The 25,523-nt window shown below is 59.0% G+C and carries 23 protein-coding genes and 1 other RNA gene; 13 read left to right on the plus strand and 11 right to left on the minus strand.

Annotated features, from left to right (window positions below; all coding sequences use genetic code 11):
• Window positions 1-181: 181 nt before the first annotated feature.
• Window positions 182-373: a CsbD family protein gene (locus tag ABNT42_RS19640; RefSeq protein WP_348699822.1), complete on the plus strand. Its 192-nt coding sequence runs from the start codon at window positions 182-184 to the stop codon at window positions 371-373.
• A gap of 80 nt (window positions 374-453) precedes the next feature.
• Here the strand turns inward: ABNT42_RS19640 and ABNT42_RS19645 are convergent, their stop codons facing one another.
• Together ABNT42_RS19645 and ABNT42_RS19650 are read right to left on the minus strand one after the other, a co-directional pair.
• Window positions 454-2,664: a S9 family peptidase gene (locus ABNT42_RS19645; protein WP_348699824.1), complete on the minus strand. Its 2,211-nt coding sequence runs from the start codon at window positions 2,662-2,664 to the stop codon at window positions 454-456.
• A gap of 141 nt (window positions 2,665-2,805) precedes the next feature.
• A complete protein-coding gene (locus tag ABNT42_RS19650) occupies window positions 2,806-4,206 on the minus strand; it encodes an MATE family efflux transporter (protein WP_348699825.1) in 1,401 nt (466 codons plus the stop codon).
• Between the two features lie 202 nt (window positions 4,207-4,408).
• Between ABNT42_RS19650 and ABNT42_RS19655 the strand changes: the two genes are divergently transcribed.
• On the plus strand, window positions 4,409-5,116 hold the full coding sequence (locus tag ABNT42_RS19655) for a beta/gamma crystallin-related protein (RefSeq protein WP_348699827.1): 708 nt from the start codon (window positions 4,409-4,411) through the stop codon (window positions 5,114-5,116).
• Window positions 5,117-5,165: 49 nt separating this feature from the next.
• Complete coding sequence (locus tag ABNT42_RS19660; RefSeq protein WP_348699828.1) at window positions 5,166-6,074, plus strand: DnaJ C-terminal domain-containing protein; 909 nt, start codon at window positions 5,166-5,168, stop codon at window positions 6,072-6,074.
• Here the strand turns inward: ABNT42_RS19660 and ABNT42_RS19665 are convergent.
• The gene (locus ABNT42_RS19665) at window positions 6,071-7,045 is read right to left on the minus strand and encodes a LysR family transcriptional regulator (protein ID WP_348699830.1); all 975 of its coding nucleotides are present in this window, start codon (window positions 7,043-7,045) and stop codon (window positions 6,071-6,073) included. The genes ABNT42_RS19660 and ABNT42_RS19665 overlap by 4 nt on opposite strands.
• Before the next feature lie 118 nt (window positions 7,046-7,163).
• Here ABNT42_RS19665 and ABNT42_RS19670 point away from each other — a divergent pair, with 118 nt between their 5' ends.
• The 4 genes from ABNT42_RS19670 to ABNT42_RS19685 all read left to right on the plus strand — a co-directional run bounded on the left by ABNT42_RS19670 (window position 7,164) and on the right by ABNT42_RS19685 (window position 12,302).
• Window positions 7,164-7,775, plus strand: coding sequence for an FMN-dependent NADH-azoreductase (locus ABNT42_RS19670; RefSeq protein ID WP_348699832.1), 612 nt, complete (start codon window positions 7,164-7,166; stop codon window positions 7,773-7,775).
• Window positions 7,776-7,934: 159 nt separating this feature from the next.
• The gene (locus tag ABNT42_RS19675; protein ID WP_348699834.1) at window positions 7,935-8,798 is read left to right on the plus strand and encodes a cysteine hydrolase; all 864 of its coding nucleotides are present in this window, start codon (window positions 7,935-7,937) and stop codon (window positions 8,796-8,798) included.
• Entirely contained in the window at window positions 8,795-9,988 is a 1,194-nt protein-coding gene (pncB, locus tag ABNT42_RS19680; protein ID WP_348699836.1) for a nicotinate phosphoribosyltransferase, read from the plus strand. The genes ABNT42_RS19675 and pncB overlap by 4 nt, the downstream gene beginning before the upstream one ends.
• A gap of 1 nt (window position 9,989) precedes the next feature.
• The gene (locus ABNT42_RS19685) at window positions 9,990-12,302 is read left to right on the plus strand and encodes an EAL domain-containing protein (protein WP_348699837.1); all 2,313 of its coding nucleotides are present in this window, start codon (window positions 9,990-9,992) and stop codon (window positions 12,300-12,302) included.
• On the opposite strand, the gene ABNT42_RS19690 is transcribed toward ABNT42_RS19685, so the two are convergent.
• Together ABNT42_RS19690 and ABNT42_RS19695 are read right to left on the minus strand one after the other, a co-directional pair.
• Window positions 12,303-12,605 carry a hypothetical protein gene (locus ABNT42_RS19690; protein ID WP_348699838.1) on the minus strand — a complete coding sequence of 101 codons (303 nt, stop codon included), beginning with the start codon at window positions 12,603-12,605 and terminating at the stop codon, window positions 12,303-12,305. It lies immediately after the preceding gene.
• A gap of 39 nt (window positions 12,606-12,644) precedes the next feature.
• On the minus strand, window positions 12,645-12,944 hold the full coding sequence (locus ABNT42_RS19695) for an antibiotic biosynthesis monooxygenase family protein (protein ID WP_348699841.1): 300 nt from the start codon (window positions 12,942-12,944) through the stop codon (window positions 12,645-12,647).
• 263 nt (window positions 12,945-13,207) lie between these two features.
• Between ABNT42_RS19695 and ssrA the strand changes: the two genes are divergently transcribed.
• Window positions 13,208-13,567: a transfer-messenger RNA gene (gene ssrA / locus ABNT42_RS19700) on the plus strand.
• A 290-nt stretch (window positions 13,568-13,857) separates the two neighbouring features.
• On the opposite strand, the gene ABNT42_RS19705 is transcribed toward ssrA, so the two are convergent.
• Window positions 13,858-14,307: an STY0301 family protein gene (locus ABNT42_RS19705; protein WP_348699843.1), complete on the minus strand. Its 450-nt coding sequence runs from the start codon at window positions 14,305-14,307 to the stop codon at window positions 13,858-13,860.
• Window positions 14,304-14,717 (minus strand): BPSL0067 family protein, encoded by a 414-nt coding sequence (locus tag ABNT42_RS19710; protein ID WP_348699845.1) that lies wholly within the window; start codon window positions 14,715-14,717, stop codon window positions 14,304-14,306. Before ABNT42_RS19710 ends, ABNT42_RS19705 begins: the two co-directional genes overlap by 4 nt.
• A gap of 616 nt (window positions 14,718-15,333) precedes the next feature.
• Here ABNT42_RS19710 and ABNT42_RS19715 point away from each other — a divergent pair.
• Complete coding sequence (locus tag ABNT42_RS19715; RefSeq protein ID WP_348699846.1) at window positions 15,334-15,720, plus strand: BPSL0067 family protein; 387 nt, start codon at window positions 15,334-15,336, stop codon at window positions 15,718-15,720.
• A gap of 635 nt (window positions 15,721-16,355) precedes the next feature.
• Here the strand turns inward: ABNT42_RS19715 and ABNT42_RS19720 are convergent.
• The 4 genes from ABNT42_RS19720 to ompA form a co-directional block, all read right to left on the minus strand.
• Window positions 16,356-16,844 carry a prepilin-type N-terminal cleavage/methylation domain-containing protein gene (locus tag ABNT42_RS19720; RefSeq protein WP_348699848.1) on the minus strand — a complete coding sequence of 163 codons (489 nt, stop codon included), beginning with the start codon at window positions 16,842-16,844 and terminating at the stop codon, window positions 16,356-16,358.
• Window positions 16,845-17,329: 485 nt separating this feature from the next.
• Window positions 17,330-18,022 carry an HAD-IA family hydrolase gene (locus ABNT42_RS19725; protein ID WP_348699850.1) on the minus strand — a complete coding sequence of 231 codons (693 nt, stop codon included), beginning with the start codon at window positions 18,020-18,022 and terminating at the stop codon, window positions 17,330-17,332.
• A 27-nt stretch (window positions 18,023-18,049) separates the two neighbouring features.
• A complete protein-coding gene (gene ubiG, locus ABNT42_RS19730; RefSeq protein WP_348700134.1) occupies window positions 18,050-18,745 on the minus strand; it encodes a bifunctional 2-polyprenyl-6-hydroxyphenol methylase/3-demethylubiquinol 3-O-methyltransferase UbiG in 696 nt (231 codons plus the stop codon).
• A 91-nt stretch (window positions 18,746-18,836) separates the two neighbouring features.
• Window positions 18,837-19,556, minus strand: a complete 720-nt coding sequence (gene ompA / locus ABNT42_RS19735; RefSeq protein WP_348699853.1) for an outer membrane protein OmpA — start codon at window positions 19,554-19,556, stop codon at window positions 18,837-18,839.
• 445 nt (window positions 19,557-20,001) lie between these two features.
• Between ompA and gyrA the strand changes: the two genes are divergently transcribed.
• The 4 genes from gyrA to pheA all read left to right on the plus strand — a co-directional run bounded on the left by gyrA (window position 20,002) and on the right by pheA (window position 25,491).
• Window positions 20,002-22,647: a DNA gyrase subunit A gene (gene gyrA, locus ABNT42_RS19740; protein WP_348699854.1), complete on the plus strand. Its 2,646-nt coding sequence runs from the start codon at window positions 20,002-20,004 to the stop codon at window positions 22,645-22,647.
• 107 nt (window positions 22,648-22,754) lie between these two features.
• Window positions 22,755-23,306, plus strand: a complete 552-nt coding sequence (locus tag ABNT42_RS19745; protein ID WP_348699856.1) for a DUF2059 domain-containing protein — start codon at window positions 22,755-22,757, stop codon at window positions 23,304-23,306.
• A gap of 10 nt (window positions 23,307-23,316) precedes the next feature.
• Entirely contained in the window at window positions 23,317-24,414 is a 1,098-nt protein-coding gene (gene serC / locus ABNT42_RS19750) for a 3-phosphoserine/phosphohydroxythreonine transaminase (RefSeq protein ID WP_348699857.1), read from the plus strand.
• A gap of 3 nt (window positions 24,415-24,417) precedes the next feature.
• Window positions 24,418-25,491 (plus strand): prephenate dehydratase, encoded by a 1,074-nt coding sequence (gene pheA, locus ABNT42_RS19755; protein WP_348699860.1) that lies wholly within the window; start codon window positions 24,418-24,420, stop codon window positions 25,489-25,491.
• Window positions 25,492-25,523 lie beyond the last annotated feature (32 nt).

Below are 25,523 nucleotides of genomic sequence, written 5' to 3' on the forward strand. Positions count from 1 at the left end.
TATCTTTTCTGTCGAGTCGATTGCAAGCTGCCTGCCGCTGCTGCGATGCGGCATGGCCGGTATGCTTTGCGGGCGTGTGCTGGCGCACGGAGTACAAGGTTGCGACTGCCTATATTGACGCGTATGCACATAGCGCAACGCTGTGTGTACTGTCGTTTCATTGTTGATAGAGGAGTTGACCATGAACAAGGATCAGGTAAAAGGCAAGGCCCGTGAAGTGGGCGGCAAGGTGCAACAGGAAGTGGGCAAGCTGGTGGGCAGTAGTGAGCAGCAGGCGAAAGGATTGAGCCAGCAGGCTGCCGGCAAATTGCAGAAAGGGCTAGGTGATGCCAAGGAAGTTGTGAAGGATCTCAACAAGGGCAATCGCAATTAATTGGGTTCATTGCGATCGCCCATAAAGCAACAGCCGCAGGCATCGCTGCCTGCGGCTGTTGCGCGTACTGCGGATACCGCTTAGTTGGTTTCCGGCTTCAGATTCTTCTTGAAGAAGGCTTCGATGTAGCCATACACATGGCGCTGCGGGCCGCGACCGGAGATGCCGTGCTTGGCGCCAGGATAGGTCATCAGCTCGAAGTGTACATTGCGCTTGACCAGCGCATCGATCATGCGCGTGGTGTTGGTGAACAGCACGTTGTCATCGGCCATGCCGTGGATCAGCAGCAGCGGCGATTTCAGACCGTCGAGGTGCGAGTACACACCCGCCGTGACATAGCCTTGCGGATTTTCCTTAGGCGTGCCCATGAACTGTTCCGTGTAGTGGGTGTCGTACAGCGCCCAGTCCGTCACAGGGGCAACGGAGACGCCCATGGCGATCTTGTCCGACGCTTGTGCCAGCAGGCGCAGCGTCATGAAGCCACCATAGCTCCAGCCGAATACGCCGATGCGCTTGGCATCCACATAGCTCTGCTGGCCCAGCCATTCGATACCGGTCAGCTGGTCTTCCACTTCTACCTTGCCCAGATTGTGGTAGTTGGCATCGGTGAAAGCGCGTTCGCGCCGCGACGAGCCACGGTTATCCAGACGCCAGACGATGAAGCCCTGCTGCGCCATGTACTGGTCGAACAGATTGCCCCAGCGGCGTGCCACGTGCTGCGAGTGCGGGCCGCCGTAAGTGGACAGGTAGACCGGATACTTCTTCATCACGCTAAAACCGCTAGGCTTGATCATCGAGTAGTACAGGGTCTGGCCGTCTTTCGATTTCAGCGTGCCGTATTCGGTTTTTAGGTGGGCGTCGAGGTATTTGCCATAAGGGTGGCTGGCGTTCAGTTCATTACGTTCCAGCCAGCTCACCATGCTGCCGTCCGGACGGCGGATGCTCACTTGCGGCGGCAGGTCAGGGTTGGAATAGGTGTCGACAAACACTTCGCCGTTACGGGCAAAGGCGGCATCGTGCCAGCCGTCGCCCTGCGTGATGCGGGCCGGTTTGCTGGCTGTGCTGCCATCGAGCTTCAATGCGTAAGTCTGGCTATCGACGACCGCATCGCGGTTGGACTGCACGAACACGCGGCCGCTCTTTTCATCCACTGCCAGTACGCGGTCTATGCCCCATTCGCCGCTGGAGATGGCGTGCTGCAGTTTGCCGCTCATGTCGTACAGGTAGAGGTGCTTGCGACCGGTGCGCTCGGACGACCAGATGAAGCGGTCGCCGGACAGGAAGCGCAGGTCGTCGAAGATGCTGACCCAGGTTGGCGAAGTTTCCGTGATCAGCACGCGCTGCGCCAGCGTGGCGGCATCGACGGCGATCAGTTCTAGCTTCTTCTGGTCGCGGCTCTGGCGCTGGAACAGCAGCGACTTGGCGTTGCCGCTCCAGTCGGCGCGTACCAGATAGATGTCGGGATTGCTGCCCAGATCAACGTTGCGGATCTCGCCCGTAACCGGCGAAACGATGTGCAGGCTGACCAGCGCATTCGGATCACCGGCGGCAGGGTAGCGCTGCTCGACCACGTCGGTGCGGTCGGCGAAGATCTCGAAGCGGCGTGCTACCGGTACTGGTGCTTCGTCGTAGCGTTTGTAGGCGATGGCGCTATCGTCCGGCGCCCAGTAGTAGCCGCTGGTCTGGCCCATTTCTTCCTGCGCCACGAATTCGGCTTCGCCGTTGTGCACGGTGTCTTTACCGTCCGTGGTCAGCTGCTTTTCCTTGCCCGTGCTCAGATCGATCACGTACAGGTTCTGGTCACGCACGAAAGAGACGTAACGGCCTTTCGGCGAGATTTTCGGATCGAGCACATTGCCGGAGGCGACCATGCGCGCTGCATCGGGCTTGCTGGCATCGATCAGATACAGATTGCCGGCAATCGGTACCAGCAGTTGCTTGCCATCGGGCGACCAGCTATAGCTGAGGATACCTTTCAGGCTGGCCGTGCGCTCGCGTTCGCGGCGGGCTTTTTCGGCAGCGGACAGGTTCTCGTCCGGCACCAGAATCTTGGAATCGACCAGACGGTGGGTGGATTTGTCCTTCAGGTTGAATTCCCACAGGTCGAGCTGGAACTGGTTGTCTTCGCGGCCGCGCAGGAAGGTCACGCGGGCGCCATCGGGCGACACTTTCAGGCTGCGCACACCGGGGCCGCTCAGCGACGGGTCGGAATGCAGTCGGTCTAGCGTGAGTTTTTCAGCGGAAGCCTGGGCTCCGGTCAGGAGGGCCAGAAAGCAGAGTATGAAGCGCATGGCGGGGATTAGTCTCAGGTTGACGGAATCCGAGACAATACCAGAGCAGGCAGGTCGTGGCGAGATGGCAATGTTCTGAATCTACGGGCGAAAACCGTTTTTCCTTCGGCGCCTCGTGTGCCGATTTCGCCGTCGTTGCGCCTAGCTTTGCGGCGCGTGCTGTGCCGCCGCGCGCTGCAGCGACAGGCGGTGCAGGGCCCAGCTCAGTAGCAGGGCAGCGACCGTCAAGCCTATCACCAGCGCGATCCAGAAGCCCTGCGCCGCCATCGGCTGGGCGGGGCGCCATGGCAGCCATTCCGGCGCCAGCCCCAGCCAGCAGCCCAGCGGCAGAGCGAAGCCCCAGAACGCCACAAGCTGGATCTGCATGGGCTGGCGCGTCACCTTGTAGCCGCGAATGGCACAGGAAGTCGCTACCTGGGTAGCGTCGGACAGCTGGAACAGCGCGGCCAGTAGCAGCAGCTGAACGCACAGCGCCTGCACCGCGAGGTCGGAGGTATAGGCCGCAGCGATCTGCGTGCGTGCCAGCACGATGAACAGGGCTGACAGGGCGCCAAAGGCGAGTGACATGACCACGCCCACCCACGCCACAAAGCGCGCCCGCTGCGGATTGCCTTCGCCCATGGCATGGCCGACGCGGGTGATCAGGGCGATGCCGAAACTGAGCGGCACCATGAACACCAGCGAAGTGAAATTGAGGGCAATCTGGTGTGCCGAAATCTGCACGGCGCCGAAGCGGGCGATCAGCAGGCTGATAGAGCCAAAGGCACTGACTTCGGCAAAATAGGTGATGCCGATGGGCAGACCCAGCTTGAGCATGTTGCCGATTTCGCCCCAGTGCGGGCCTTCCCAGTGGGTGAACGGATAAGTGGCGCGGTAGGCCGGCGCGTAGCGCATCCATGCCAGCATGGCGAACAGCATCAGCCACATGCACAGTGCGGTGGAAATCGCGCAGCCTATGCCGCCCACGGCAGGCAGGCCCCAGTTGCCGAAGATGAGCAGCCAGTTACTGAGCACGTTGAAGGCCAGTCCCAGCAGGGCGATCACCATTACCGGCTTGGTCTGGTTGATGCTGGTGCTGTAGCCGTACAGGGCACGGTAGGCGGCAAACGGTGGCAGACCGAAGCTGATGATGTGCACAAACAGGGCCGCCTGTTCATGCACGTAGGGCGTCAGTTGCAGGTGATCGAACAGCAGCGTGGCCAGATTGGCCAGCAGCATGGCTAGCACGCCCACGCCGGCCGCCTTCCACAGCGACTGGCGCACGGCATGGGGGATTTTGCCCAGTTCGCCGCCACCCACATCATGCGCGACGATGCTGTTTATCGCCATCATGATGCCGCTCACCGTGACGAGAATGATGGACCAGATCGACGTGCCCAGCGCCACGGCGGCCAGTTCGTCGGCGCTGGCGTGGCCCGTCATGGCCACATCGGCCACGCCCATGCCCACCGTGGCCAGCTGGCCGATCAGCATGGGCCATGACAGCGCCCACAGCGCGGCGACTTCGTGACGGAGATTGTGCAGGGTGAATTTGTGCGGCATGGGGAGTAGGGTGGCTCGGAGCAAAGCAGTTTAGTGGCGGCCATTCTAGCCAGTGGCGGCCATTCTAGCGCGCAGCCTGCGGCCTTGTCTTACAAATTCTTGCAAATTGGGCATGGCTGGCCGTCAGCCATGCGTAGCGCTGGCGCGTTATGAGACTATGGCAGCTTGCCAGCGTGCCGACACCTAGCTCATACTCACGACCATGAAAACCTCTCTGCTCCGTATTCTCCGTGCCGCCCTCGTGCTGGCGCTGCCCGTTGCCGCCGCTCAGGCTGGCGAAATCACGCTCTACACCCACTCCAATTTCAATGGGCCGGCATTGAGCCTGCGCGGCGAGACGCCCGATCTGGTGCCGTACAACTTCAATGACCGCGCCTCCAGCGTGGTGGTGCGTTCCGGTACGTGGCAGTTGTGCGAGCACGCCGATTTCCGTGGTCGCTGCATGGTGGTGGAGCGGGGCGAGTATCCGGTGCTGGCCGGCTTTAACGATATGATTTCCTCGGCGCGCGAGATCGGCGGCCGTGGCGAGTGGAATGGCCGCGACGAGCGCAACGAGCATAACGAGCGCTGGGATCGTAACGATCGCAATGACCGTAACGATCGCAATGAACGTCATGGCCGCCGCTGGGAGCGTGACGACGAGCGTGGCCACGGCCATGGGCGCGATCCGATCGAGCTGTTCTCCCAGTCTGCCTTCAATGGTGCCCGCCTTGGCCTGCGCAATGATGTGCGCACGCTGGTGGATTACGACTTCAACGATCAGGCCGGTTCTATCGTTGTCAATGAGGGCCGCTGGGAACTGTGCGAACATGCGGATTTTGGTGGCCGCTGCATCGTGCTGGAACCGGGCCGTTACGAATTCCTCGATAATATGAATAACCGCATTTCCTCGCTGCGCCGTATCCGCTAGGTGCGATGCGTTATCATGACGGCGCCGGATGGGAAAAGGAGCGCCGTACGTGGAATACAAGGATTACTACCAGACGCTGGGGGTGGCTAAAACCGCCAGCGAAGAGGAAATCAAGAAGGCTTACCGCAAGCTGATACGGAAATACCATCCGGACGTCAGCAAGGAAGCCAATGCCCAGCAGAAGACCCAGGAGCTGAACGAAGCCTATGGCGTGCTGGGCGATGCGGAAAAGCGCGCCGCCTATGATGATCTGGGACGTGGGCACCAGTATCGCGCCGGCCAGCAATTCCGCCCACCGCCAGACTGGGGCCGCACCCACGGTGGTGGTGGCGGTGGGTTCGGCGGCATCGATAGCGACTTTTTCTCCGACTTGTTTGCCAATCTGGGCGGCGGGCGCCGGCGTCAGGCGCCACCGCGCAAGGGCGACGATAGCCACGCCAGCATCGCTATCGATGTGATGGACAGCTATCAGGGGGCCAGCCGCACCATTACCGTGTATGTGACGGAAGCCGATGGCTACCGTAGTGAACGCAATCTGACGGTGAATATCCCGAAAGGCATCAGCGCTGGCCAGCAGCTACGTTTATCCGGTCAGGGGCAGGCTGGTGCCGGCGGTCGTGGTGATCTGTATCTGGAAGTGGAGTTCCGTCCCCACCCGCGCTACCGTGTGGAAGGGCGCGATGTGTATGCCAGCGTGCCGGTGACGCCATGGGAGCTGGCGCTGGGCGGCGAGATCGAAGTTAATACCCCGTCCGGCCGGCTCAAGGTCAACGTACCGGCCGGATCGCAGACAGGTAGCAAGCTGCGTCTGCGTGGACGCGGGCTGCCGGCGCGCGAGCCTGGTAATCTGTATCTGCTGCTGGACGTAGTGCTGCCACCGGCCACCAGCGAAAAAGGACGCGCCCTATACGAAGCGATGGCGCGCGATCTGGCCTTCAATCCCCGCGCTGGCGACTAGCGCCGGCGCAGTGTCAGCGGCGCCGGTGCGCGCTGCGATGCCGCAGCACATTCGGCCTGCGTCTGGTCGGGTGTGGCATCTTCGAGGTTGAGGAACTGCTGCATCAGCCAGCGCGAGGCCGGCCCCGGTTCTTCGTCGCCACGACGGATCACGTACAGCGGGAAGCTGAACGAGCTGCCTTCGCTCACATCAAGCTGCACTAGCCGGCCGTTATCCAGATCCCACTGAATGAATTCGACGGGCATATTGCCCCAGCCTATACCGCTGCGCAGCAGCGCGTGTTTGGAACTGAGGTCGCCCAGGCGCCAGTCGCGCAGCGCGCGCACGCCGAAATCCTGTCCCTTGGTCAGCGTGCTGCGATCGGTCAGCACCAGCTGGGTGTGCTCGCGTAGTACCTCGTTGGGGATCTTGCCTTTGATCTGTGCCAGCGGGTGTTCCGGTGAAACCACCGGCACCATGGTGACGAAGCCGCAGCTTTGTCGCTCGATGGTATCGGGCGCACCGGGCATCCAGCCGCTGATGCCGATGTGGCATTCGCGTTCCATCACCAGCTGGGTAACGGCGCCCAGCGCTTCCGTGCGCAGCCGCATGGCCACGGTGGGAAACTCGTTCTGGAAGGCGTGCAGAATGCGCACCAGCTTACAGGTCGAGAACATCACATCGACCACCAGCGAAACTTCCGCTTCCAGTCCGGCCGAGAGGGCCTTGGCACGGGCGCGCATGCCATCCACCTTGAGCGACACGGCACGGGCATCGGCCAGCAGCGCTTTGCCCGCTTCCGTCAGCACGGGCTTGCGTTTGCTGCGGTCGAGCAGGGCGATATTCAGCTGGTCTTCCAGATTGGCGATGGTGTAGCTGATGACGGACTGGGTACGGTGCAGTGCGCGCGCTGCATGGGCAAAGCCGCCATGGTCGATGACGGCGATGAAAACACGCAGCTGGTCGAGGGAGGGCAGGCCGGGATCGCGCATGGAGAGCTTTCTGTTATCGATTTTATCGATGAATACGATTTAAATTTAGACTATTCCATCGATAATAAACCCGAACTATCATGCCTGCAATCCCTCTCCCTTTGAAAAGGAATTGAACATGGCAAGCTTACTTCACATTGATAGCAGTGTACGTCAACAAGGTTCCCTGTCGCGCCAGCTGGGCGGCGAATTCCTTGCCAAATGGCAGGCCGCCAATCCGGACGGCAAAGTGGTGACGCGCGATCTGGCCGCCAACCCTGTGCCGCACCTGACCGAGCAGATGCTGGGTGCCTACTTTACCCCGGCCGAGCAGCGCAATGCCGAGCAGGCCCAGACCATCAAGACTTCCGATGCGCTGGTGGACGAACTGCTGGCCGCCGACACCATCGTGATCGGCGCACCGATGTACAACTTCTCCGTACCGTCCGGCCTGAAAGCATGGATCGACCACGTGGCACGCGCTGGCCGCACCTTCAAATATGGCCCTAACGGCCCTGAAGGTCTGGTGCACGGCAAGAAAGTCATCGTATTCGTCGCCTCGGGCGGCGTCTACAGCGCCGGCCCTGCCGCTGCCTATGACCACGTCACCACCTATCTGCGCACCGTGCTGGGCTTCCTCGGCATGACCGACGTCAGCTTCATCGTGGCCGAAGGCGTGGCCATGGGCGAAGCGGCAGTGGAAGCAGCGCTGAGCCAGAGCCGCAACCAGCTGGAAGCGATTGCCGCCTAAGCTGTCTAGACAACACAGTCCCACTCCCTAGCGGTCGCGTGCCGCAGGGAGTTTTTTTGTTTTGAGCGTGCGGTTTATTCTGCGATTTTCCCCGTCTTCGCCGATAATTGCGATAACGCAAGGCTGGTCCTGCATTTCTGTGTCTGTTCTGGAGTCTCCATGTCGAGGAAGTTGCATTTGCTGATCATCGATCCGCAAAATGATTTTTGTGATCTGCCGGCCGCCTACTGCCCCGTTGATCCCGTCAGTGGCCAAGTGCGCACGCCCGCGCTGCCCGTCACCGGCGCCCATCAGGATATGCTGCGCCTCGCCCGACTGATTAACTACGGCCGTGCTGCCCTGAGCGAGATCAGCATCACGCTCGATTCGCACCACCGCTACGACATTGCTCACCCCACCTTCTGGCAGCGCGCCGACGGCGGCGCGGTTAGTCCGTTCACCGAGATCAGCGCTGCCGCCGTGCGCAGCGGCGAGTACCAGCCGCGCCAGCCGGTAGCGCTGACGCGGGTGCTGCACTATCTCGACCAGCTGGAAGCCACCGGACGCTATCGCCTGATGGTGTGGCCGCTGCACTGCGAAATCGGCAGCTGGGGCCATAACGTGCATGAAGATGTGCGTCAGGCTTATGCCCAGTGGGAAGATGCACACCAGCGCGTGGTGCACAAACTGAATAAAGGTAGCAACCCGTGGACCGAGCACTATTCGGCCGTGATGGCGGAAGTGCCCGATGCCGACGATCCGGAAACGGCACTCAACACGGCCTTCATTGCGCGGCTGGCGCGGGCCGATGTGATCTACGTGGCAGGCGAAGCGGGCAGCCACTGCGTCAAGGCCACGGTGGAGCATATCGTCGCCCATATCGGCGCCGACAAGGTGGCGCAGCTGGCTTTGATTACCGACTGCATGAGCCCCGTCGCGGGCTTCGAGGCAGCCTATCAGGACTTCCTGCACGCCATGCAGGCACGTGGCGTGCGCCTGCTGACAGCAGAACAGGCAGAGGCCGAACTGGCGGCTGCCGCATGACGGCGCCGGTAGTACGCAGTCTGCTTGAAACAGACCTGTATAAATTCACCATGTGGCAGGCGCTGCTGCATGGTCACCCGAACTCCCATACCGAGTACGAATTCGTCTGCCGCAACCAGCCGGCCTATCCGCTCTGCGAACTGCGCGCGGAGCTGGAACGCGAGCTCGATCATCTGTGCAGCATGAGCTTTAGCGACGAGGAATTGCGCTATCTGCGTACGCTGCGCTACATCAAGAGCGATTTCGTCGACTTCCTCACCGTGTTCCGCTTCCAACGCCGCTTCATCAGTGTGGGCACGGAGGGCGATACCCTGACCATCCGCGCCAGCGGGCCGCAGGTGCACGTGATGGGCTTCGAAATCTACGTGCTATACATCGTCAACGAACTGTATTTCCGCCGCTTCGATCAGGCTGCAGCACTGGCCGAAGGGCGCACCCGCCTGCAGGCCAAAGTGGCGGCACTCAAAGCCTTCGGCCAGCAGCCGGCACGCCGCAATCCTTTCGAGTTTTCCGACTTCGGCACGCGCCGGCGCTATTCGGGCGCATGGCATGATGAAGTGGTGCAGTGTCTGGCGCAGCAGGTGCCCGAGTACTTCAAGGGCACCTCGAATGTGTATCAGGCCATGCGTTTCGGGCTGGTACCGATCGGCACCATGGCGCATGAATACATGCAGTCGTTCCAGGCTTTCGGTGTGCGCCTGCGCGATTTCCAGAAAGCTTCGCTGGAAGCGTGGGTGCAGGAATACCGCGGCGATCTGGGCGTGGCCCTCACCGACGTGGTGGGCATGGATGCCTTCCTCAACGACTTCGATCTGTATTTCGCCAAACTGTTCGACGGCCTGCGCCACGATTCCGGCGATCCTGTAGTGTGGGGCGAAAAGGCACTGGCGCACTATGCGCGCCTGCGTATCGATGCCAACACCAAGCGGCTGGTGTTTTCCGATGGCCTGAATCTGCACAAGGCCTTTGAGTTGTATGGCCATTTTGCCGACCGCATCATGACCGGTTTCGGTATCGGCACCCATCTGACCAATGACATGGGGCTGGAACCGCTGAACATCGTGATGAAACTGGTGGTCTGCAATGGTCAGTCGGTGGCCAAGCTGTCCGACTCGCCCGGCAAGACTCTATGTAAGGACGAAACCTTCCTGGCCTATCTGCGGCAGGTATTCCAGCACCATAACAGTTGAGATGACAGCCACCTACTACCTATATCTGATCAATGCAGGGGTATTCAGCATCATCGGCACCTGCTTGCTGCTGATCTGGCGGCGCCACCGCAGCCAGACCTTTGCGCGCGATATGGGGCTGGCGACACTGTGCGCGGTGCTGCTGCCGATAGGCTATCTGCTGCATCTGGTGCTACCGCCAAGTCTGAATCTGCTGCCCACGCTGCTGGCGCTGCAGGGCGCCATCCCCAGCATGCTGTTCCTCACCTCCGGCGTGCTGCGCCTGGCGGGGCGGCGCCTGTCGCCGCTGGCGGCCATTACGCTGGCCGCGCTGGCCACGCTGACACTGGTGCTGCCACCGGCTGGTCATAAGCTGTTCTACTGGCCCATACTGTATCTACTGGTGCTGTGTGGTACCGGCGTCCTGACCACGCGCTGGCTGTGGCAGCAGGTCGGGCTGGAGCGCTGGGTGGGTCCGCTGCTGATCCTGCTGGGGCTGAACCAGCTGTTCCTGATCCTGTATGCCGAGCAGGGGCTGGCCGCGAATCTTCTGTGGGCCACGCTGATCCGCACCGCCATCGGCGTGATTTTTGCGCTGGCCGCGCTGGAAGGCGCGATCCGCGAATCGGCGCGGCTGGGCGTACGCTTTCAGCAGATGACCGAACATACGGTGCAGGGTGTGGTGGTGACCGATAGCGAGCGCATACTGTATGCCAATCCCGCTGTGCGCAATCTGTACGGCGTACCGCTGGGGCAGGGCGCTTATGCCAGCCTGCGCGAACTGCCGGCTGGCCTGTTCTGCGAGCAGACCTTGCTGCGTGAGCACCAGCTACTGCAAACAGGCCAGCAGGATGTTGCGCACTGGGAAGACCGCTGCGAAGTGGCGGGCGGGCGTACGCTGGAACTGCGCTTCGAAGCATGGCGGGTGGAATGGGATGGCCAGCAGGCCACCCAGATTCTGATTACCGATGATAGCGAGCGCAATGCCAGCGCGCGCGCCTTGCTGCATCAGGCCAGCCACGACGAACTGACAGGGCTGCCCAATCGCAGCGTGCTGATGCGCCATCTGCGCGAGTACTGCTATCTGGCCGATGGTTCCATGCAGTGCACGCTGGTGGTGCTGAATATCGACCGCTTCAAACTGTTCAACCAGAGTCAGGGTGATCTGACGGGCGACCAGTTGCTCAAGGCGTTTGCTGCGGCACTGGCGCAGGCACTGGGCTGCAAGGGAGAACTGATGCGGCTGGGTGGCGATGAATTCGCCATCGTCGATCCGTCCGGCGACGATGTACGCGCTATCGCTGAACGCTTGCGCGCGGCCTGCATGCAGGCGCTCAAAGTACCGGGCGGCGAATACTTTATCGATGCTTCGATGGGCATGGCCGTATTCCCCACCCATGCCGATAGCGCCGACGCCTTGCTGCGCGCCGCCAATGCCGCCATGTATCAGGCCAAGCGCACACCGGGCACATCACTGGCCATGGCCGAACAGCGCTTTGTGCAGATGTCGCGCGATACACTGGCGACGGAACAGGCACTGCGCAAGGGCATACGCAATCATGAGTTCTACCTTGAATACCAGCCCAAGATCGATGCCGTCAGTGGTCAGTTGCTGGGCTTCGAAGCGCTGGCGCGCTGGCGCCGGCCCGAGGTGGGGCTGGTCAGTCCGGTGGAATTTATCGCCGTGGCCGAAAGCACGGGCTTGATCGGTGAACTGGGCGCCAGCCTGCTGGAACAGGCCTGCTGCCAGATCGCCAGCTGGCGTAGCGAACTGGGGGAATGTGTGCCGGTCGCGGTGAATGTCTCGCCGGTGCAGCTGCTTAATCCGGGCTTCCCTCAGCGCGTGCAGAAGCTGCTGGAGAACACCTGCATACCGGCCGAAAGCCTCACGCTGGAAATTACCGAGAGCGCGGCGGTGGATAATCTGGAAGACACGCGCCAGCAACTGACGGTGCTGGAAGAACTGGGCATCAAGGTGGCGATGGACGATTTCGGCACAGGCTTCTCCTCGCTCAGCATGCTGCGCCAGCTTCCGCTCAGCACGGTGAAGATCGACCGTGGCCTGATCGAACCATTACCGGCACCCGATGCGGTGGCGGTGGTACGCGCTATCTGCCAGCTGGCAGCAGCACTTGATCTGGAAGTGGTTGCGGAAGGTATCGAAACGCTGGAGCAGGCGATCACCGCGCGTGACGCCGGTTGTCACGTGTTTCAGGGTTACTTCTACGCCAGACCGTTACCGGTGGCGGAAGCGGGCGCGTGGATGCAGCGCCAGTATGCCGCGCAGGCCGACGCTAGCAGCACGACAAGCGGTGCCGCCAGCGTCGCCGACTGATCAGGCCTGTCGGGCGCCAAAGCCGGCCATGATGGCATCGGCCTTTTCCTGCTCATCCTCATCGTAGATATCCAGCGTCAGCATGGCACCGCTGCGCTGGCGCGCGGCGGCCGCTGCTGCTGCACCGCCGGGTGTCAGCGCATCGAGGATGTTGCCGACCGTGCTGGTAGACACGCTGGTCGGCAGCGGTTTATGCTTGGTCAGCTGGATGCAGGACTGGGGAAAACCGCTGGCCAGCAAAGCCGTGCGGGCGCTTTCGGCGTCCGTGACTTCGGCAAAATTACGGTGGATGGTACGGGTCATGATGTGGTGCCTCCTAGCGGAATTGCACGTACGGATGGCTTAGAAGCCGTTGACCACGGTATTGAAATGTTCCACTTTCGGTGGCTGGGCGAAATAGCCGCCCACCAGACCGCGCCACGTTACAAAGCCTTCGCTGCCGCGGAAATCGACGATATGGTTATCCAGCGTTTCCCAGCCCACCACCAGATGGTAGGTGTCGGGTACTTCGATATCGCGGTCGAGGCGCATGGAAATGCAGCCCTTGGCGGCTTTGAACACAGGGATGGCCTGATGCACGGCAGCCTGGAAGGCTTCGTGGGCGTCGGATTTGATGTACAGCTCGGCTACTTCGTAGATCATGGAACTTTCCTTTCATGGTATGCCGCTATTGTGCCTCAAGCGTGGCGGCACAGGTAGTTCGGCAGCGCGCGTAGCGCACACATGAACGGGGAGGGTGTTGGTGCCGGTATATTTCCCGACCGCCGGCGCCGGTAGTAGCGACCGTGGTACGGTGCTAATGGGTGGTTCTATGTGAGAACTGTGGCCATGATAGTGGTCAAATATGACGGGCGTTTGACGGGGATGCAGGCGGCTGGAAAAGGGAGTAGAATGGTGGTGTCTGTGGGGCCGACCTGGTTTCGACGTGGGTTGCAAAGCAGAACAGGGCATACCGAGGCCTGGTTACCTCGTAAATACACCCAGAAATCAATAACTGCAAACGATAACTCGTACGCACTGGCAGCCTAAGGGCTGTTAGCTCCTAAACGCTTCTTCCCTGGGGCGGACCGTCAAAAGTCATGGAGTCATTTACAGGGAATCGCGCTGTAACGGGTCACTTGAAGCAGCGCTAAATCTAAGGTGAATCGCCTGTCCATAACGTGCACATCCGTGCTGTACAGGTTAAATTAAATGATAGTGCTAAGTATGTAGAACTGTCTGTGGAGTGCTTGCGGACGCGGGTTCGATTCCCGCCGGCTCCACCACTGGATCCAAAATAAAAGGCCCGGCGCTATGCGTCGGGCCTTTTATTTTGGCCGCAGGCTTTCACTGGCGGGAATTGAACCCGCGTCCCGCGGGGCCGTGCGGGGAATTCGGCGCGCATGCGCGCCGCCCGCGCGGCGGGTTGCGCTTGCAAGCGCAACCCTCTCCGATTCGTCCGACTAGAAAATCGCCGCAGGCGATTTTGCGCGAGCGGGAGCGAGCGCTGGCCGCCGCAGGCGGCGTGCCGAATTTCCTCACGGCACAGTTGATCAAATTCAAGCACTGAGCGTAGTTATCTGCAAACTAGCTGCGCGCTTTCCATGATGGGGCCGTTTTTGGAAATAGTATTTAGAGTACATTCATGTGCATACACCGGCACCTGTTTGAATAGTTTCAGTGTTGCGCCCCCTCCGCCATAACCACAGTACATCCACAGCCTGTACCCATGGGGCAGATCAAAGCTCCAATGCTGCGTTTCTATGGTCTGGTTGCCTATCCTGCGACGGGTGTTGCCATCAGGGACAAGAAAAGCGGATTCTTCAGGCGAACCATGCAACATCCCTCCCTCGGTCAAATAAACAGGTCTAAGCATGTGCAATTCCCAGCCTGCTGGTGGGTGCAGTGATTGAATAGCATCTGGCTCTAAACGTTTTGGGCAGGAAATCGGCTGTTCGATTGCTAAGGCAATGCCGTTAGCAAAAATTCCGAACGCTGTCATGGCAAGAATATCGGATCTCATCATTCGATCACGAAGTAGGCAAGTGCGTTGTCGGATGGGTTTCTAAAACTTCCATCTTTGTTGCGCTGCTGGCGAGGCGGCGGAATGCGAATCAAACGGGCGGAGATGACTGCTTTAGCTTTCCATTGATCCACCACCCAGATTCCACCCTGCATAACCTTCAAAACAATTGCGGCGTGGTTTCCATGCGCGCGATTCGGATAGCGGCCATTGACGAAGGTGGCGATCGCTGTCCCTTTGGTTACCTTAGTGCCTAATTCGAGCACATTTCCCCCTTCTTTCCATGAGGAAGTTGGGGCTCCAATCAACCCCGGCACAAAATATTTGATGAGTGCAACGCAGCTTCCGTCGCCGACGGCTGCTGGAGGTGGGTCTGTATCCAGCGCGTCCACCTCTTTGTAGATGTAAGGCATACTCTTCTCCGTCTTGGATGGGTATGCCTGATTGTTTTCTACAGAGTTACTGACTGCATTGTGTTAAGACAAGGTAGATAGTTGTTTGGCGAGATATCAATTGCTGTTTTAAAGATGTTTGATTCAAAAATAGCCTTAGTCGGTTTTGTGGAAGCTCCTCGCCGGAGTCCAGCGACGATTTCCTTCCACCGTTACCGATTGGATCTTCTGTACATGCTGTGGTTGCGCGCGATTCTTGTCGGTGAAGTCCATCCTGGACCATGCAATGAATTTCGATGAACTCATGTTCATCGTTGAAGAGTCATCCGTTTGCAGGACTGCGCTGGTAGCGACCAATGAAGGGGTAGTCATGGATGGCTCCTTAGAGATTTCAGCTTCGCGTAAGAGCGTGCCTGCCACAAACGAATCAATGTATTCTTTGCTAGCGCTAGATTGTCGCCAGAATGGATGGACTGGCTGCGCGTGCGAAGGCTGATTTTCCCGACCTTTTGCTCGGCATCGGTTGAGATTACTCAAAGTGGCGCGGCATGCCCTTACTGAGCTTGAGTCTGTTTAAGAGAAGACCCTTCGATTCCCCCTAGTCTAGGGACATACCAGTCCGTTAGGAGGCGTCGAAATGCCGTACATCTACCCGAAAGTAAAAGACCTTAAAGGTGAGCCCGTTGTCGGTAGTCACCAGTGCGTCGCACTTGTCCAGGCGTATGCAGGCGCACCTACAACTACTTACTGGAGACAAGGGGAAGCAGTCTTCGGAAACAAGACTCTTAAGGAAGGTACCGCCATCGCGACCTTTGTTGATGGCCGTTATGCGAATCGACCGCACGGCAACCATGCCGCACTGTATGTGGGGCAGGCGGCCAATAGAATCTTAGTGGTCGACCAATGGAAAGCCGCCGGGAAGAAAGACATCTCGCTCCGATTAATTACCTGCAAAGGACGAGACAAGCAAGGGAATCTCATGCGCCCAAGCGATAATGCCGACGCGTTCTTTGTGATCGAATGAGCGCTTATATGCAAGGGGAAACAACGAGGCTGATTTGGTGGTGCAAAAATTCGGCGCTGAAAGCGGCTGGTCTTGTACTTGCTGCCCAGCTCGCAGTTAGTGTCGCCGCGCCGGCACTGGAATGTCCACAGTCGATTCCCGAACAGTCGGTCCGTCTTGTTGATGCTCCGAAGGGTTGGAATACATTTGTGCGAGCTCCGCTCTATCTAAATAGCGCGGCGCCAATGGCCGGCCCTCCGGAACACCTTGGGGAGTTGGCCGACTACGAGCAAAAGAAAGTGAGAGGCGGCTGGAAAAATACGTATCAACTTGACGGTAAATTCCCGGAGGGGAAGTGGCTGGCTTGCGGGTACGGCGAGTCAAACCAGGTAGTGCTTTCTATGAGGCTAGATGACAATGTCCAATCTTGCGTCATCACCTATAGCAAAGGCTCCCACCTTGGAGAGAGTAAGGTTGCAGTCACGTGCAGGTAGTGCAACGCATTTCGTGTTGGATATCTGCCAGTCAGGTGTATGTATAGCGCGTGCCAGTAGGCGCGCTAGTAATTGCGCCGACCGACCTTCAAGTGTTTGAGGTACCGCAATAATCTGCTCTTCTTTGAATCGCTTTTCGCTGCTTGCCTCCCAGGCATGGCTTCAGCATCCGCTAGTATCGACGACGACTGTTGGCGTATCTCCAAAGGTTTCCACCTGATGATAGGCGACCTTGCACTTGGTTGGATCAGGTGCGTTATCTATACGGAATTCTGTGAGCGTGGTGTTGACTTCATATGCTGTGACGCCCGAGGTATTCATCCAGTCCTTGATCCCGAAATAGCTAGGCACGCGTGACTGTCCCGTCGGGTAGCCGTTATACATCGTACCCACCACGCCATCTGGACCTGTAACAGAAGGAGAGAATCCCGACTTCTGGCAGCCAGTAACTACAGCGCAGGCGGACATTGCTTGGCTGATTGCTGCCTGTACTGCACCTTGAGTTGATTGAATTACTGCAGTTCGTCCACTTTTTCCAATGTTGGCATATTTAGGTAGCGCGACGGCGGCGAGAATCCCAAGGACAACAATAACCACGACTAGCTCAATCAGGGTAAAGCCCCGACTGGATTGAAAAGAGGAGCGACGCATTTAACTGATACCTTTCAAACTGAATGAACATTCTAAATAAACCTTAACATATCAATTCGAAAGTTTTCAAGTATGCAACTTTATCACCGGAGCCATGTCGCAACGATACTTGCTGACCAGTCAATGATGTCAAAACACATCAAAATGCTCCTTAAATCATCTAAAATCGATCAAATATTTGATTTTGTGTGATCTTGATGCGGTCGCCTAATGCTTAAGCTGCGTATTGCAATACGTATAAATATAATTTTTATGAGTGAATTAAATGGGCAGGGGGAGTGAATTTAGTTACGGAAATTGATCTACTAGCAGTAATTGGCAAATGCCATTCTGCTGTCACAGACCGTTGCGTTACGTGAAGATTTTGAGCCGAAGATTTGAGATATCCCCTGCAGGTTCGCAGGGCGATTGGTTGATGGCAATAGATTTGGATAGGCGGGGATTTACTGTTCTGAGCTTGTGACTGAAGCTAAATTAACATCAGATCACGCCGCTAGTTCGGCCTGTTGGCGCAGGCAATCGCGCAGCAGGGCAAGCAGTTGCAGCGGTTGCGTATGCAGATAATCCGCCTGCCAGCTGCGCGGCTCTTCGGCGCCAGCATAACCCCAGCCAGCGGCGATGGTCAGCATGCCCGCCGCCTTGCCCGCTTGAATATCGCGCAGATCGTCGCCCACATACCAGCACTGCTCCGGCGCCACGCCCAGACGGCGCGCCGCTTCCAGCAGCGGTTCCGGATGCGGCTTGGCATGCGCCGTGGTGTCGCCCGAAATGGCGCAACCGGCGCGGCCCAGTCCGATCTGCGGCAGCAGCGGATCAGTGAAGCGCTGCGATTTATTGGTCACCACACCCCAGCGCAACCCAGCCGCTTCGATACCATCGAGCAGTTCCTGCACGCCATCAAACAGACCGCTGTTGACGGCCATCGCCGCCTGATAGTTAGCGAAGAAACCGTCGCGCAGCACGGCAAAGCCTTCATCCTCCGGCGTCAGGCCAAACGCTGCACCGATCATGCCGCGTGCACCGGCCGAAGCGGTAGGGCGCAGCACTTGGTAGTCGGTTGGCTCCAGCCCGCGCTCGGTGCGCAGCAGGTTGACGGCGGCGGCCAGATCGGGCGCCGTATCGGCCAGCGTGCCATCAAGATCGAACAAAATGGCGCGCGGGGCAGCAGGAAGGCTCATGGATGCAATCTTTCTTCTTGATCTTGCTTACAGCGGACGGGTGGTAGCGACCAGATAGTTGACGCTGGTATCGTTGTTGAGCGAGTAGAACTTGGTGAACGGGTTGTAGCCCATGCCCTTGAAGCCCGCCACATCCAGACCGGCGCTGCGGACGTACTGCGACAGCTCGGACGGGGTGATGAATTTCTCGTAGTCGTGCGTGCCTTTTGGCAGCATGCGCAGGATGTATTCGGCACCCAGAATGGCGAACAGATACGATTTCGGGTTGCGGTTCAGGGTCGAGAAGAACACATGGCCGCCCGGCTTCACCAGTGTGGCTGCAGCGCGCACGATAGCGCCCGGATCGGGCACGTGTTCCAGCATTTCCATGCAGGTCACCACATCGTACTGGCCCGCTTCTTCGGCCGCCATGGCTTCGGCCGAGATCAGCTTGTAGCGCACCGCCACGCCCGATTCCAGCGAGTGCAGGTCGGCTACTTTCAGGGCTTTCTCGCCCAGATCGATACCCGTCACATCGGCGCCTTTGCGCGCCATCGATTCACTGAGGATGCCGCCACCGCAGCCGATGTCGATCACTTTTTTGCCGGCCAGCGGCACGCGCGCATTGATCCACTCCAGACGCAGCGGATTGATTTCGTGCAGGGGACGGAATTCGGAAGTAGGGTCCCACCAGCGGTGGGCCAGGTCGGCAAATTTCTGCAGTTCTAATGGATCGGCGTTCATGGTGTTCAGTCTCAAAAGCGAATCCCGCTATTCTAAATCAGCGGGCGTAAAAAAACCCGCCGAAGCGGGTTTTCTGTGATGCGGTGGGCAATTACTTGGCGGTGCCTACCACTTCGATTTCTACGCGACGGTTTTTAGCGCGGCCTTCAGCAGACTTGTTGTCGGCTACTGGCTGTTTCTCGCCTTTACCTTCGGTGTACACGCGGTTGGCTTCTACGCCTTTCGATACCAGATAAGCCTTCACAGCGTTAGCACGACGCTCGGACAGTTTCTGGTTGTAAGCATCGGTACCGACCGAGTCAGTGTGACCAACGGCGATGATGACTTCCAGATTGATGGCGCCCAGTTTCGAGCTCAGGTCGTCCAGCTTGGCTTTGCCTTCTGGTTTCAGGGTCGATTTGTCGAAATCGAAGAAGGCGTCAGCAGCGAAGCTCACTTTTTGAGCGGTTGGCACTGGTGCCACTGGTTTCGGTGCCGGAGCAGGAGCCGGTGCTACTGGAGCAGGGGCTGGTGCTACTGGTGCTGGCGGTGCTACGCACTTGCCGTTTTCCAGTTTCTCTGGCTCTTTGCAGATCGGGGCGTCGCAACCTGGCACGGCATCAGCCGGGGTCCAGTAGCCGGTACGCCAGCACAGACCGAATGGATCACGGGCGATTACGCCGCGGGCATCCTGCACATAAGCGCTCTTAGGCGTTGCAGCCTTGATGTCCTGGGTGACAGGCGCATATGGTGGCGCGGTCGGCGCGGTCTGGGCCATAGCCGAACCGGCGAATGCAGCCGAGATGGCCAGCATCGAAATCAGTTTTTTCATCTTTTTCTTCCTTTCGGGGTGATATCCGCAGAAAACTGCGCGACGTAGTGATACATAGGACCAATTTTACCATGCAGGGGCGTCGCACCGCTTTCCCGATTGTGAAACATGCAATGAGGGTCTTAATCATTGTGCCACAAGCGATTTGGCGACGTTTGCGGGCTCCAACATGAGTGCGCGCCGCTTTCGACCAAAATGTTGTTTAGTTGCAACGTGATTGTCGATAATAATTCCTCAATGTGTCATGAATATTACAAGGTGTTACAACCTGTTGTAGATCGCGCAACGCGCCAGAAAGTGGCAAGGTGGCGGATTTGCGCAGGTCGCCTTGCGCGCATGGTAAAATCGCACGCTTGCCCATCCTTACGGAGGGCGGTGCAAGAGATGCAGTACCTGCGGCATACATTGCTTAATAAACCACAGTCATAGATCAGTCGACCCGCCAATGGATCAATTCGCAAAAGAAACAATCCCAATTTCCCTCGAAGAAGAGATGCGCAAGAGCTACCTCGATTACGCCATGAGCGTGATTGTGGGCCGCGCCTTGCCGGATGTGCGCGACGGCCTCAAGCCGGTGCACCGCCGGGTGCTGTTCTCGATGCATGAGTCGAATTACGTGTGGAACCGTCCTTACGTCAAGTGCGCCCGTGTGGTGGGCGACACCATGGGTAAGTACCACCCGCACGGCGATGCCTCGATTTATGACACGCTGGTGCGTATGGCGCAGGACTTCTCGCTGCGCTACATGCTGGTCGATGGTCAGGGTAACTTCGGTTCCGTCGACGGCGACGGCGCGGCAGCGATGCGTTACACCGAGTGCCGTCTGGACAAGATCTCGGCCGAACTGCTGGCCGACATCGACAAAGAAACCGTGGATTTCCAGCCTAACTATGACGGCAAGGAAAAAGAACCGACGGTACTGCCTACCCGTATCCCTAACCTGCTGATCAACGGTTCGTCCGGTATCGCGGTGGGTATGGCCACCAATATTCCGCCGCACAACCTGCATGAAGTGATTGCCGGTGCGCTGCACGTGCTGAACAACCCGCACTGCTCGATTGATGAACTGATCGAACTGATTCCGGCACCGGACTTCCCGACCGGCGGCATTATCTACGGCGTGTCGGGCGTGCGCGATGGTTATCGCACTGGCCGTGGCCGTGTGGTGATGCGCGCCAAGACCCACTACGAAGAATACGGCAAGGATGGCGGCCGCACCGCCATCATCGTTGACGAGCTGCCGTATCAGGTCAACAAGAAGTCGCTGCTCGAGCGTATCGCCGAGAACGTGCGCGACAAGAAGCTGGAAGGCATTTCCGATATCCGCGACGAATCCGATAAATCGGGTATGCGCGTGGTGATCGAGCTGAAACGCGGTGAAGTACCGGAAGTGGTGCTGAACAATCTGTACAAACAGACCCAGTTGCAAGACACCTTCGGTATGAATATGGTGGCACTGGTGGATGGCCAGCCGCGCCTGCTCAACTTGAAAGAGATGCTGCAGTGCTTCCTTTCGCACCGCCGCGAAGTGGTCACGCGCCGTACCGTGTTCGAGCTGCGCAAAGCGCGCGAACGTGGTCACGTGCTGGAAGGTCTGGCAGTTGCGCTGGCTAACATCGATGAATTCATCGCCCTGATCAAAGCCGCACCAACCCCGCCAGTGGCAAAAGCTGCCCTGATGGACCGTTCGTGGGATTCCTCGCTGGTGCGCGAGATGCTGGCCCGTACCAGCGAAGGCAGCACCATCGGCGGTATCGAAGCGTTCCGTCCGGAGCACCTGCCTAAGCACTATGGCATCCAGTCTGACGGCATGTACCGTCTGTCGGATGATCAGGCGCAGGAAATTCTGCAGATGCGTCTGCAGCGTCTGACCGGTCTGGAACAGGACAAGATCGTCAACGAGTACAAAGACGTGATGGCCGAAATCGCCGACCTGCTGGACATTCTGGCTACGCCGGCCCGCGTGACCACCATCATTACCGATGAAATGACCCACGTCGCCAACGAGTTCGGCGACCGTGCTAAAGATCCGCGCCGTTCCAGCATCGAGCACAATGCCACCGATCTGGGTACGGAAGATCTGATCACGCCGCAGGACATGGTGGTGACCCTGTCGCACACGGGTTACATGAAGGCCCAGCCGATTTCCGAATACCGTGCGCAGAAGCGCGGCGGTCGCGGCAAGCAGGCCATGGCTACCAAAGAAGAAGACTGGATCGATCAGCTGTTCATCGCCAACACCCACGATTACATCCTGTGCTTCTCCAACCGTGGCCGCATGTACTGGCTGAAGGTGTGGGAAGTGCCGCAAGGCTCGCGCAACTCGCGCGGCAAGCCGATCGTGAACATGTTCCCGCTGGCCGATAACGAGAAGATCACCGTGATCCTGCCGCTGTCGGGCGACAACCGTACCTTCCCTGAAGATCACTACGTGTTCATGTCCACCAGTCTGGGCACCGTGAAGAAGACCCCGCTGAAAGACTTCAGCAATCCGCGTAAGGCCGGCATCATTGCGGTCGATCTGGATGAGGGCGACTTCCTGATCGGCGCTGCACTGACCGATGGTGCGCACGATGTGATGCTGTTCTCCGACGCCGGCAAAGCCGTGCGCTTCGATGAAAACGATGTGCGTCCTATGGGCCGTAACGCCCGCGGCGTGCGCGGTATGAATCTGGACGAAGGCCAGCGCGTGATCGCGCTGCTGGTGGCCGAGAACGAGCAGCAGTCGGTGCTGACGGCAACCGAAAACGGCTTCGGCAAACGTACCCCGATTATCGAGTACACCCGTCATGGCCGCGGCACCAAGGGCATGATCGCGATCCAGACGTCGGAACGTAACGGTAAAGTGGTAGCTGCGACGCTGGTCGATTCCAGCGACGAAATCATGCTGATCACCACCGGCGGTGTGCTGATCCGTACCCGCGTGTCGGAAATCCGTGAAATGGGCCGTGCTACCCAGGGCGTCACCCTGATCGCGGTGGAAGACGGCACCAAGCTGTCCGGTCTGCAGCGCGTGGTGGAAACCGACATCGACGAAGTGGAACTGGAACCGGGCCCTGACGCCAAACCGGCTGACGCCCAGCCCGAGTAAGTCAACGCCATAGGCCGGACGCTGTTCCGGCTGGCAGCGGGGTCAGGTTTATTGCGCGGATAAATGCGACAATGAAGCTGGCCCCTTTTTTTTACTGTGGAGTGAAGATGAAGAAAATCGTTAAGAATACCGTAGCAACTGCTGTAGCTGCGCTGGCCCTGCTGGCCAGTGGTGGCGCGTATGCTCAGGCTACGGACGCCTCCACGGCCGCGGCACGCGAGCTGTTCGAAGCGATGAACTACCGCACAATGATGAACGGCATGATGCAGCAGATGGCGCAGAACATCGGCGGCTCCATGCGTGCCGGTGCCGAAGCGGCCATCCGCAACAACCCGAAAGCGTCCGAGCAGGACAAACAGGCGGCCATCATCAAGATGGAAGCGGAACTGCCAGCGGCCATCAAGCCTGTGCAGGAAATGCTGAGCGACCCGGCGCTGGTGGATGAAGTGCTGGCCGAAACCGTGCCGCTGTACGCGCGCACCTACACGGCCGACGAGCTGAAACAGATCACTGCTTTCTACCGCACGCCCGTGGGCAGCAAGATGCTGGCCTCCATGCCCAAGCTGATGTCGGAAGGGATGCAGATCGGTCAGCAGGTCGTAGCGCGCCGTATCGGCCCTTTGATGCAGAAAATGCAGGAAAACAAAAAAACCAAATAAGGATCGCAACGTGACTCACATCTATAATTTTTCCGCCGGCCCTGCCGTACTGCCGAAGGAAGTGCTGACCCGGGCTGCTGCCGAAATGCTGGACTGGCATGGTAGCGGCATGTCGGTGATGGAGATGAGCCACCGCGGCCCCGAATTTATTTCGATTTACAAGGCAGCCGAGCGCGATCTGCGCGAACTGCTGGCAGTACCGGACAATTACAAGATTCTGTTCATGCAGGGCGGCGGTCTGTCGCAGAACGCCCTGATTCCGTTGAATCTGGTGGGCCACAAGCCGCAGCCAGCAACGATCGATTTCATTCATACGGGTTCGTGGTCGGGCAAATCCATCAAGGAAGCAGGTAAATACGCCAGCGTGAATATCGCTGCCACAGGCAAAACGGGCGTGCCGCCTGTGGCCGAGTGGAAGCTGACGCCGGGCGCCGCCTATCTGCACATGTGCACCAACGAGACCATCGATGGTGTCGAATTCGCCTTTGAAAATGGCGTGCCGGCCGGTCTGGCTGGCGTGCCGGATGATGTTCTACTGGTGGCCGATATGTCCTCGCACATTCTGTCGCGGCCTATCGATGTGTCCAAGTTCGGCCTGATCTTCGCCGGTGCGCAGAAGAACATCGGTCCGGCTGGTGTCACCATCGTGATCGTGCGCGAAGACTTGCTGGGCAAGGCGCTGCCGATCTGCCCGTCGGCTTTTGATTTCAAGCTGGTGGCCGATAACGAATCGATGTACAACACGCCGCCTACCTACGGCATCTATATCGCCGGGCTGGTGTTCCAGTGGCTGAAAGAGCAGGGCGGTGTGGCGGCAATGGAGCAGCGCGCGATTGCCAAAGCCGATCTGCTGTATGCGGCGCTCGATGCCGATGACTTCTACCAGACCCGCGTTGAAAAAACTTACCGTTCGCGCATGAACGTACCTTTCTACCTGAAGGACGAGAGCAAGAACGAAGCATTCCTGGCCGGTGCGAAAGCGCGCGGGCTGTTGCAACTGAAGGGCCACAAGTCCGTCGGTGGTATGCGGGCATCGATCTATAACGCGATGCCGATCGAGGGCGTGCAAGCGCTCGTAGACTACTTAAACGAATTCGCTGGCCGATAATCCATGACAGACAAACTGAAACCCTTACGGGAACAGATCGATAGCATCGACGCGCAGATTCTGGATCTGCTCAACCAGCGCGCCCGCGTGGCGCAGCAGGTCGGCCACGTCAAGGCCGAAACCAATGCCCCTGTGTTCCGTCCTGAACGCGAAGCGCAGATTCTGCGCAGCGTGGCCGAACGCAATCCCGGCCCGATGGGCAATACCGAACTGCAGACCATCTGGCGCGAAATCATGTCGGCCTGCCGCTCGCTGGAAAAACGCGTCACCATCGCCTTCCTTGGCCCTGCGGGGACGTATAGCGAACAGGCGGTGTACCAGCAGTTCGGCACGGCCGTCGATGTGCTGCCTTGCTCGTCGATCGATGAAGTGTTCCGTGCGACGGAAGCAGGCACCGCCGAATTCGGCGTGGTGCCGGTAGAGAATTCCACCGAAGGCGCAATAGGCCGCACGCTGGACTTGCTGCTGCAGACACCATTGACCATCAGCGGTGAAGTGTCGATTGCTGTGCGTCACAGTCTGCTGACTGGTATGGGCAATATGGATGGCGTGAAAGCCATCTGCGCCCACGCGCAGGCGCTGGCCCAGTGCCAGATCTGGCTCAACAACAATTACCCTGATATCGAACGCCGCGCCGTGTCGTCCAATGCGGAAGCGGCGCGCATGGCGCGCGACGACCATACGCTGGCCGCGATTGCCGGTGAACGTGCCGGTGTGCGCTATGGCCTTGGCACCGTCAAGGCGAATATTCAGGATGACCCGCACAACCGCACGCGCTTTGCCGTGATCGGCTATCTGCAGGCTGGCCCGTCCGGCAAAGACCGTACCTCGCTGGCACTGGCCGCGCCGCACAAGGCTGGTGCCATGTATGGCCTGCTGGGTTCACTGGCGCAGTTTGGCGTGTCGATGACGCGCTTTGAATCGCGTCCAGCCCGCACGGGTAGCTGGGAATACTATTTCTACGTCGATGTGGAAGGCCATGTGCAGAATGAGGCCGTGGCTAAGGCACTGGAATCGCTGCAAAGTAACGCGGCCTTCTTCAAGGTGCTGGGTTCCTATCCCGTCAGCCTGACCTGAGCCCGGTCGTTTAGACGTTCAGGCGCTCAGGA

It is taken from the genome of Duganella fentianensis (assembly GCF_964031615.1).
Classification (GTDB): domain Bacteria; phylum Pseudomonadota; class Gammaproteobacteria; order Burkholderiales; family Burkholderiaceae_D; genus Rugamonas; species Rugamonas fentianensis_A.

What these genes read in the sequence shown, in the direction of transcription:
- ABNT42_RS19640 (WP_348699822.1), top strand. Translation starts at nt 182, where the DNA reads ATGAACAAGGATCAGGTAAAAGGCAAGGCCCGTGAAGTGGGCGGCAAG.
- ABNT42_RS19745 (WP_348699856.1), top strand. Translation starts at nt 22,755, where the DNA reads ATGAAGAAAATCGTTAAGAATACCGTAGCAACTGCTGTAGCTGCGCTG.
- ABNT42_RS19720 (WP_348699848.1), bottom strand. Translation starts at nt 16,844, where the DNA reads ATGCGTCGCTCCTCTTTTCAATCCAGTCGGGGCTTTACCCTGATTGAG.
- ABNT42_RS19685 (WP_348699837.1), top strand. Translation starts at nt 9,990, where the DNA reads ATGACAGCCACCTACTACCTATATCTGATCAATGCAGGGGTATTCAGC.
- ABNT42_RS19675 (WP_348699834.1), top strand. Translation starts at nt 7,935, where the DNA reads ATGTCGAGGAAGTTGCATTTGCTGATCATCGATCCGCAAAATGATTTT.
- ABNT42_RS19670 (WP_348699832.1), top strand. Translation starts at nt 7,164, where the DNA reads ATGGCAAGCTTACTTCACATTGATAGCAGTGTACGTCAACAAGGTTCC.
- ABNT42_RS19690 (WP_348699838.1), bottom strand. Translation starts at nt 12,605, where the DNA reads ATGACCCGTACCATCCACCGTAATTTTGCCGAAGTCACGGACGCCGAA.
- ABNT42_RS19645 (WP_348699824.1), bottom strand. Translation starts at nt 2,664, where the DNA reads ATGCGCTTCATACTCTGCTTTCTGGCCCTCCTGACCGGAGCCCAGGCT.
- ABNT42_RS19665 (WP_348699830.1), bottom strand. Translation starts at nt 7,045, where the DNA reads ATGCGCGATCCCGGCCTGCCCTCCCTCGACCAGCTGCGTGTTTTCATC.
- ABNT42_RS19715 (WP_348699846.1), top strand. Translation starts at nt 15,334, where the DNA reads ATGCCGTACATCTACCCGAAAGTAAAAGACCTTAAAGGTGAGCCCGTT.
- ABNT42_RS19695 (WP_348699841.1), bottom strand. Translation starts at nt 12,944, where the DNA reads ATGATCTACGAAGTAGCCGAGCTGTACATCAAATCCGACGCCCACGAA.
- ompA (WP_348699853.1), bottom strand. Translation starts at nt 19,556, where the DNA reads ATGAAAAAACTGATTTCGATGCTGGCCATCTCGGCTGCATTCGCCGGT.
- ABNT42_RS19725 (WP_348699850.1), bottom strand. Translation starts at nt 18,022, where the DNA reads ATGAGCCTTCCTGCTGCCCCGCGCGCCATTTTGTTCGATCTTGATGGC.
- gyrA (WP_348699854.1), top strand. Translation starts at nt 20,002, where the DNA reads ATGGATCAATTCGCAAAAGAAACAATCCCAATTTCCCTCGAAGAAGAG.
- ABNT42_RS19650 (WP_348699825.1), bottom strand. Translation starts at nt 4,206, where the DNA reads ATGCCGCACAAATTCACCCTGCACAATCTCCGTCACGAAGTCGCCGCG.
- ABNT42_RS19710 (WP_348699845.1), bottom strand. Translation starts at nt 14,717, where the DNA reads ATGCCTTACATCTACAAAGAGGTGGACGCGCTGGATACAGACCCACCT.
- ubiG (WP_348700134.1), bottom strand. Translation starts at nt 18,745, where the DNA reads ATGAACGCCGATCCATTAGAACTGCAGAAATTTGCCGACCTGGCCCAC.
- ABNT42_RS19655 (WP_348699827.1), top strand. Translation starts at nt 4,409, where the DNA reads ATGAAAACCTCTCTGCTCCGTATTCTCCGTGCCGCCCTCGTGCTGGCG.
- pncB (WP_348699836.1), top strand. Translation starts at nt 8,795, where the DNA reads ATGACGGCGCCGGTAGTACGCAGTCTGCTTGAAACAGACCTGTATAAA.
- ABNT42_RS19705 (WP_348699843.1), bottom strand. Translation starts at nt 14,307, where the DNA reads ATGATGAGATCCGATATTCTTGCCATGACAGCGTTCGGAATTTTTGCT.
- pheA (WP_348699860.1), top strand. Translation starts at nt 24,418, where the DNA reads ATGACAGACAAACTGAAACCCTTACGGGAACAGATCGATAGCATCGAC.